This is a genomic window from Novosphingobium sp. (assembly GCF_031424035.1).
Taxonomy (GTDB): Bacteria; Pseudomonadota; Alphaproteobacteria; order Sphingomonadales; family Sphingomonadaceae; genus Novosphingobium.
In genome coordinates this window covers 1-6266 of the sequence record NZ_JANPGP010000143.1, presented here as the reverse complement: position 1 = coordinate 6266, position 6266 = coordinate 1, and the positions used below count along the sequence as shown (strand labels likewise).

General features: G+C 62.7%; 4 protein-coding genes and 1 rRNA gene. 1 reads left to right on the top strand and 4 read right to left on the bottom strand.

All coding sequences use genetic code 11. The annotated features are described in order from the left end of the window. Positions 1–94: 94 nt before the first annotated feature. Genes RMO89_RS19680 through RMO89_RS19665 form a run of 4 tightly spaced genes read right to left on the bottom strand, consistent with a single transcriptional unit; the run spans position 95 to position 5504 of the window. Positions 95–1918, bottom strand: a complete 1824-nt coding sequence (locus RMO89_RS19680; RefSeq protein WP_310535311.1) for an ABC transporter ATP-binding protein/permease — start codon at positions 1916–1918, stop codon at positions 95–97. Between the two features lie 41 nt (positions 1919–1959). Further along, positions 1960–2910: an aspartyl protease family protein gene (locus tag RMO89_RS19675; protein WP_310535310.1), complete on the bottom strand. Its 951-nt coding sequence runs from the start codon at positions 2908–2910 to the stop codon at positions 1960–1962. 54 nt (positions 2911–2964) lie between these two features. Then, positions 2965–4494, bottom strand: a complete 1530-nt coding sequence (locus RMO89_RS19670) for an oligosaccharide flippase family protein (protein ID WP_310535309.1) — start codon at positions 4492–4494, stop codon at positions 2965–2967. A 2-nt stretch (positions 4495–4496) separates the two neighbouring features. After that, positions 4497–5504 (bottom strand): glycosyltransferase, encoded by a 1008-nt coding sequence (locus RMO89_RS19665; RefSeq protein WP_310535308.1) that lies wholly within the window; start codon positions 5502–5504, stop codon positions 4497–4499. A 646-nt stretch (positions 5505–6150) separates the two neighbouring features. Here RMO89_RS19665 and RMO89_RS19660 point away from each other — a divergent pair. After that, positions 6151–6266 (top strand): 16S ribosomal RNA (locus RMO89_RS19660); the annotation flags it as partial.

Here is a 6266-nt window from a genome sequence, read left to right as displayed (position 1 = left end):
CGCCGTCCGGGCCTTTACGGGTGAGGGGGGGCGGTTTTGATCGGGGGCGGCCCTCACCGGCCCCGCGGGCCGGGGCCACCCCCGGGACGACGCCTTACTCCGCCGCCTCGTTGAGCCGTTCGCGCTCGCTCTGCTGGCGCGCCCACATTTCCGCATAGAGCCCATCGCGGCGCAGCAGGTCGTGGTGGGTGCCTTGCTCGGCCAGCCGCCCCTGATCGAGAACGAGGATATTGTCGGCATCGGCAATCGTCGAGAGCCGGTGCGCGATCGAGAGTGAGGTGCGGCCTTCGGCGACGTTGTGCAGCGTGGCGAGGATGTCCTGTTCGGTGCGGGTATCCAGCGCCGAGGTCGCCTCGTCGAGCAGCAGGATCGGAGGGTTCTTCACCAAGGTGCGGGCAATCGCCACGCGCTGCTTCTCGCCGCCGGACAGCTTGAGCCCGCGTTCACCGACTTCCGTATCGAAGCCCTGCGGCAGCCGTTCGATCAGCGGCAGCAATGCCGCGCCGCGCGCTGCTGCTTCGATATCGGCGGGGCCGGAACCGTCACAGCCATAGGCGATGTTGTAGCCGATCGATTCGTTGAACAGCACCGAATCCTGCGGGACGATGCCAAGTGCGGCGCGCAGGCTTTCCTGCGTGACTTGCCTAATGTCCTGCCCGTCGATCAGAATGCGGCCTGACCACGGATCGTAGAAGCGGAACACCAGCCGCGCGATCGTGGACTTGCCCGCGCCTGAAGGCCCTACGATGGCGACCTGCGATCCGGCGGCGACCTCGAACGAGAGCCCATGAAGGATCGTGCGGTCCTTTTCATAGCCGAACACGACATTGTCGAAGGTCAGGCTGGGCCGGCCGATCAGCAGCGCCGGAGCACCGGGGGCGTCGCGCACTTCGATGTCGGTGTCGATCAGCTTGAACATCGCCGCCATGTCGATCAGCCCCTGCCGGATCGTGCGATAGACCATGCCGAGCATGTCGAGCGGGCGGAACAGCTGGGTGAGATAGGTCTGGACGAAGACCAGCTGGCCGGCGGTGTACTTGCCCTGGGCCCAGCCCCAGACGGTATAGGCCAGCGCGCCAGCCATCAGCAGGTTGACCACCAGAGCTTGCGCCATGTTGAGCAGGCCAAGGCTGTTTTCGCTCTTCACCGCGGCGATGGCATAGGCGGTGGTCGCCTGCGAATAGCGGGCCTCTTCGCGTTTCTCGGCGCCGAAGTACTTCACCGTCTCGTAATTGAGCAGCGAATCGACCGCGCGGGCGAGGGCCTGCCCGTCGAGCCGGTTCATCTGTTCACGCAGCTTGGTACGCCATTCGGTGATCGTGCGCGTCACCCATATATAGGCGACCACGGCAGCGCCGGTCGCGGCGACGAGGCCCCAGCCGAAGTTGATCTGGAAGATCACCGCAACCACGATCAGCTGCAGCACGGTTGGCGCGATGTTGAACAACATGAAATAGAGCATCGTATCGATGCTCTTGGTTCCGCGTTCGATCACCTTGGTCACCTCGCCGGTGCGGCGGGCGAGGTGGAAGCGCAGCGAAAGCTTGTGGAGCTGGCCGAAGACATTCTCCGCCAGCGCGCGAGTGGCGTCCTGCCCGACCCGCTCGAAAACGATATTGCGCAGGTTATCGAAGATCACCCCGCCCAGCCGGCCTGCAGCATAGGCTATGACATAGAGCATCGCGAACTGCGCCACGCGCGGCCCGGTCATGCCCATGGCGTCGACCGCCCACTTGAGCGGGTAAGGCAGGGTCAGCTGTATTGCGGTCGACAGCGCGATGAGCAGCACCGCGATCGACACGCGCATCCGCAGCGGGTGATTGTCCTTTGGCCACAGATAGGGAAGGAAACGCGCGAGCGTTCCCCATCCATCGTGGCGAGCGTCGGCGGTATCCGTGTTGGGGCGTTCTGGCGGCATGGCCCGCTATGTAGGGATCAAACGCCAAAGCGAAAGCGCAATCAGTTGGGCAGGCGGTCCAGCTTGCTTTCGCGCTCAACCCCGAAATAGGCCGGATCGCCCGCATCCGGCAGGTCGAACAGCACCTTGCGCGCCTTGAAATCGATCGCGACGCGCGGGAACACCCGCATTTCGCGCATGCCCAGCAGGACCGCCGGCTTCTTGTCGAGCCCGAGATGGACGAAAGTCGGCGAATCGGAATAAGCGATCGTCGGCCGGGTGATCGAGACCCCCTGCATATCGAGCCGCCGCCCATAGGCAACATCGGCCATCATCGTCTGGCCGGTGACCGAATGGAGCAGCGTCTGCTCGATCGCCACGCCGCGCTTGCCCATCGCCAATTGTAGCGCCCGGTTGCCGAGGGTGGTATCAGATCCGGTGTCGATCACCACGTCGACGCGGATGCCGTCGATCTTGGCATCGGTCATGATCAACTGGCCGGACCTCTTGCGCGCGGTCACGACAATCTCGAATCCCACGTTGCCGCCGAGCGTGCGGGCATCGTTGACTGCCATGAAGCCCTTGCGGAAATCCAGCAGGATGCGCTGGTCCTGCAGGCTGTCGATACCAAGAATGCCCTCGGCGCCAATATTTGCGCGTTCAAGCACTGGCGCGATCAGCCCGTAATAGGAGCGGCGGCCGAGCATGACCTCTTCAATTTCTACCGTGTCGACCTTTTGCGTGCCGGCAACGCCGATCAGCGTGGCGCGGGCATTGGGTACCAGCGCCAACTTTGCCACCAGCGATGAACTGATCACCGTGTTCTGCGATCCGGTATCAACAAGGAAGCGGAAGGGGCCGTGATCGCCCAGCTTGACCGGGACCGTCAGGCGCGATGCTGAGTTGTTGAGATCGACAACATCGGTTTCCGATGCTTCCCCCGCCGCGGACTGCGCCGCGTGGACCGAGGGCAGGGACATGGCGAGCAGCAGGCCGGTCGCGATTGGATGCATGGCATTTCTCCCGTCGCGCAAATTACCACGCGCGCGGGGGTGTGGCCATGCCGTTCAGCGGGCGAACTTGGCGATCAGTCGAAAGCGCCCGATCAGGGGAAGATGTGCCGCCATGCCGACAAGGTCGTCGAGCGCCGGGTGCTTCAAGGCGAACAATGCCAGCAGCCAGAGCACCACGCCCGCACCGGATGCCATGGCCAGGGTGAAGAAGCCGATCTCGGACGGCGAAACCAAAAAGATATAGGTCAGAGCAAGCGGCACCAGCGCGGCCAGCGTCGCCAGCGCCGAACGCATATAGATGCCGATCAGCGCGCGCAGGTCGAACGCGATCAGACGGTGGAGGAACCGCGCATATAACAATAGCCAGCCGCAAGCGTAGACCAGGCGTGATGCGGCAGCGCCCTCGACGCCCCAGCGGCTGCCGAAGATCAGCAGCGTGACGGCAAGGATCGTGTCGAGCATGTTGACCCGGATCAGTTGATTGAGCTTGCCCGCTAGAATCGGCAGGTCGGTATGCAGCGGCAGGGACACCAGCAAGATCTCGCTCAGCGCAATCATCGCCAGCAATGGGGCCACGCCGATCCACGCTTCACCATAGAGTATACGCACGACCGGCTCGGCAGCGAGCGCGAGGCCCGCCATGCCCGGCCAGACCACTGCCGAATAGCCGGCGCAGACCCGCAGGTAGGCCGGGCCCATCGGCTCGCCGCGATCACGGATGCGCGCAAAGGCAGGGTAGAACACCGAACCGATGGCCCCGGCGATGAGCATACGGAACTGGTCGGCCAGACTCGCCGCGCGGCTATAGAGTCCGACCGCGAGCAGGCCGAGCGCCTTGCCGACGATCAGGTCGGGCGAGCGCGATCCTGCTGCGCCGACGGCATATAAAGTAGTCAGGCGCGACCCTGTCGAAACGATGGGGCCCAGTCCGCGCAGGCTCAGCGGCCACGGGAATGCCGGCCTCAGGAACTGCGCGATAACCCCGCGCGTGATCCCGAAGGCCAATGTGCCCCATGCCAGCGCAAAGGCGGAAAAGCCCGCAGCCGCGCAGGCGAGCGATACGGCCCCTTGCGCCAGCGCCGCGCCGACATTGATCGTGAAGTGGTTCTTGAACGACATCGTCCGCCCCAGCAGCGCCATCGGCACCACGGCAAAGGGGATGAACAGGTAGCTAGAAGCGATGATCAGCATGATCGGCAGCAGGTCGGGCTGATGATAAGTCTGCGCCATAGGCCAGGCAGCAGCGGCGATCAGCCCGGCGACAAACAGCGAGAAGGCGTGCGCCACCGACGAGCACCGCGCGATCTCGGCCTTGTCGATACGCGGCAGGCCCGAGATATAGCGAGACAGCCCGAAGTCCTGCAGCACCGAAGCAAGCAGAGCAGCGGCCATGGCGATCGAGAAAAGTCCGACTTCGGCCGGGCTCAGGAACAAGCGCGAAATGATCACTGAGGTGACGAACTGAATGGCGAAGGACAGGTACTGCCCGCCCATCGCCCAAACCGCCGCGCCGCGCACGGTCATTGTGGCGGGTTCGCGGCCGCCGTCGTCAAGGTCTGTCAGGGACCGGGAGGGATCGCTCATTGTCACCCGACCAGCAAGGTAGAGGACAGGGTCGAGGCGAGCTTCATGGCGCGGCTGGCCTCACCCATGCGGATCAGGCGCAGCACGGTGCGCCACATGCCGTCGCGCACACCGCCATCGCGCAGGTGTTCAAGGATAAGGTCAAAGCCTCGACCGCGCAGGCCGTCGCTTGAATAGAGCAGGCCCGGAGCAACCTCAGCCCGCACCGCACGGCTCACGCCCTCGCGCGCGAAGAGAGTGTCGAAAGCTTCGAGCGGCGGCAGATGCTCAAGCGCCGCGGTTGGGTCGGGGCGTCCGGCAAGGCGCTCCTTGTAGGCAAGCTTGGCAACGGCGGCGCCAATCTGCTGTTCGGTTGCGTGGCGGCTCGACACCTGGTCCGCATAGTGGCGATACTTCACCAACTGCTCCGGCAGGCTGGCGATCCGGGTGACCGACGCGAGCCGCAGCCACAGGTCAAGATCTTCGCAATGCTTGAAGGCGGCATGATAACCGCCGACCGACAAGACGAGGTCGCGTCGGAACATGACCGCCGGGTGGCATAACAGTGGTCGGCCCAGTTCGATCGCGGCAAGGAACCCTTCGTGATCAGTCGGGTGGCGGTGCGTGCTGGCGGCAGGCCAGGGGCGTCCATTCTCGTCGATGTCCTCGCACCACGATCCGATGACACCATATTCCGGATGGGCGCCAAGAAACTCAGCCTGGCGGGCGAAGCGCTGCGGCAGGCAGATATCGTCCGCATCCATGCGCGCAACGAGCAGGGCGCGGGATTCGGCTACCAACTGGTTGAGACTGGCGATCAAGCCGCGGTTCTCTCGAATTATCGGGCGCACGCGGGAATCGCGGCTCGCATGATTCTCTACGATGGCGCGGGTCGAATCGCGCGAACCATCATCGAGAATCAGCAGCTCAAAGTCGGTAAATGTCTGCGCGAGTACGCTGGCGATGGCCTCCTCAAGGAAGCGCTCACCGTTATATACGCTCATCGCAACAGAGATTGCGGGGGTGTTCATTCAGTCGGAAGTCCCAGAAAACCATACGTTTTGGACGCTGCGCCCTGGAAGACGCACTAGGACAACGAGGTAAATAAACCGTGAGGGATCAAAGACTCGCGCACCGAGGCATTTGGGCCATCTTGGCCAAGCAAATCACGCGAAATGCGCTTCATGCAGAAAAAATGACGAAATAATCCATTGTAAACAAACGCTTTTCATAATCAGCGCAACAAAATTGCAAAAAGTGTTTGACCGAATCACAGGTCGACCTTAGAGGCCTGTTCACCGGACGGGAACGCCGCTTCAAACGGCTCGAACGCCCCGGTCGCCAACATAGACGGACACCAAGTCCCCCGAAGTAAAAACCGGGGAACGAGGGTTGTCCGCCTGATTTTGTCCGTTCGACGGTCAAGTTCGGGTGCATCTAGGTTAGCGGCTCTTTGACATTGTTGGTTTTAGATGAAGGGACATGTGGGCGACGGCGCTCGGTCCGGGGGTTTTAAGGCTCCGGATACCGAGTTAAATTTAAGCCGTTACCAATAACATATGTCCTTCGTATCCATTACGTTTGACAAATGCAGGTATCGGCTCCTTGAAGCTCATTCCTGTCGGTCTGCGAACCCTCGGCCTTGTGCTGAAGATCGTGCCGATTTGAATGTGACACAAACTTGAGAGTTTGATCCTGGCTCAGAACGAACGCTGGCGGCATGCCTAACACATGCAAGTCGAACGAGACCTTCGGGTCTAGTGGCGCACGGGTGCGTAACGCGTGGGAATCTG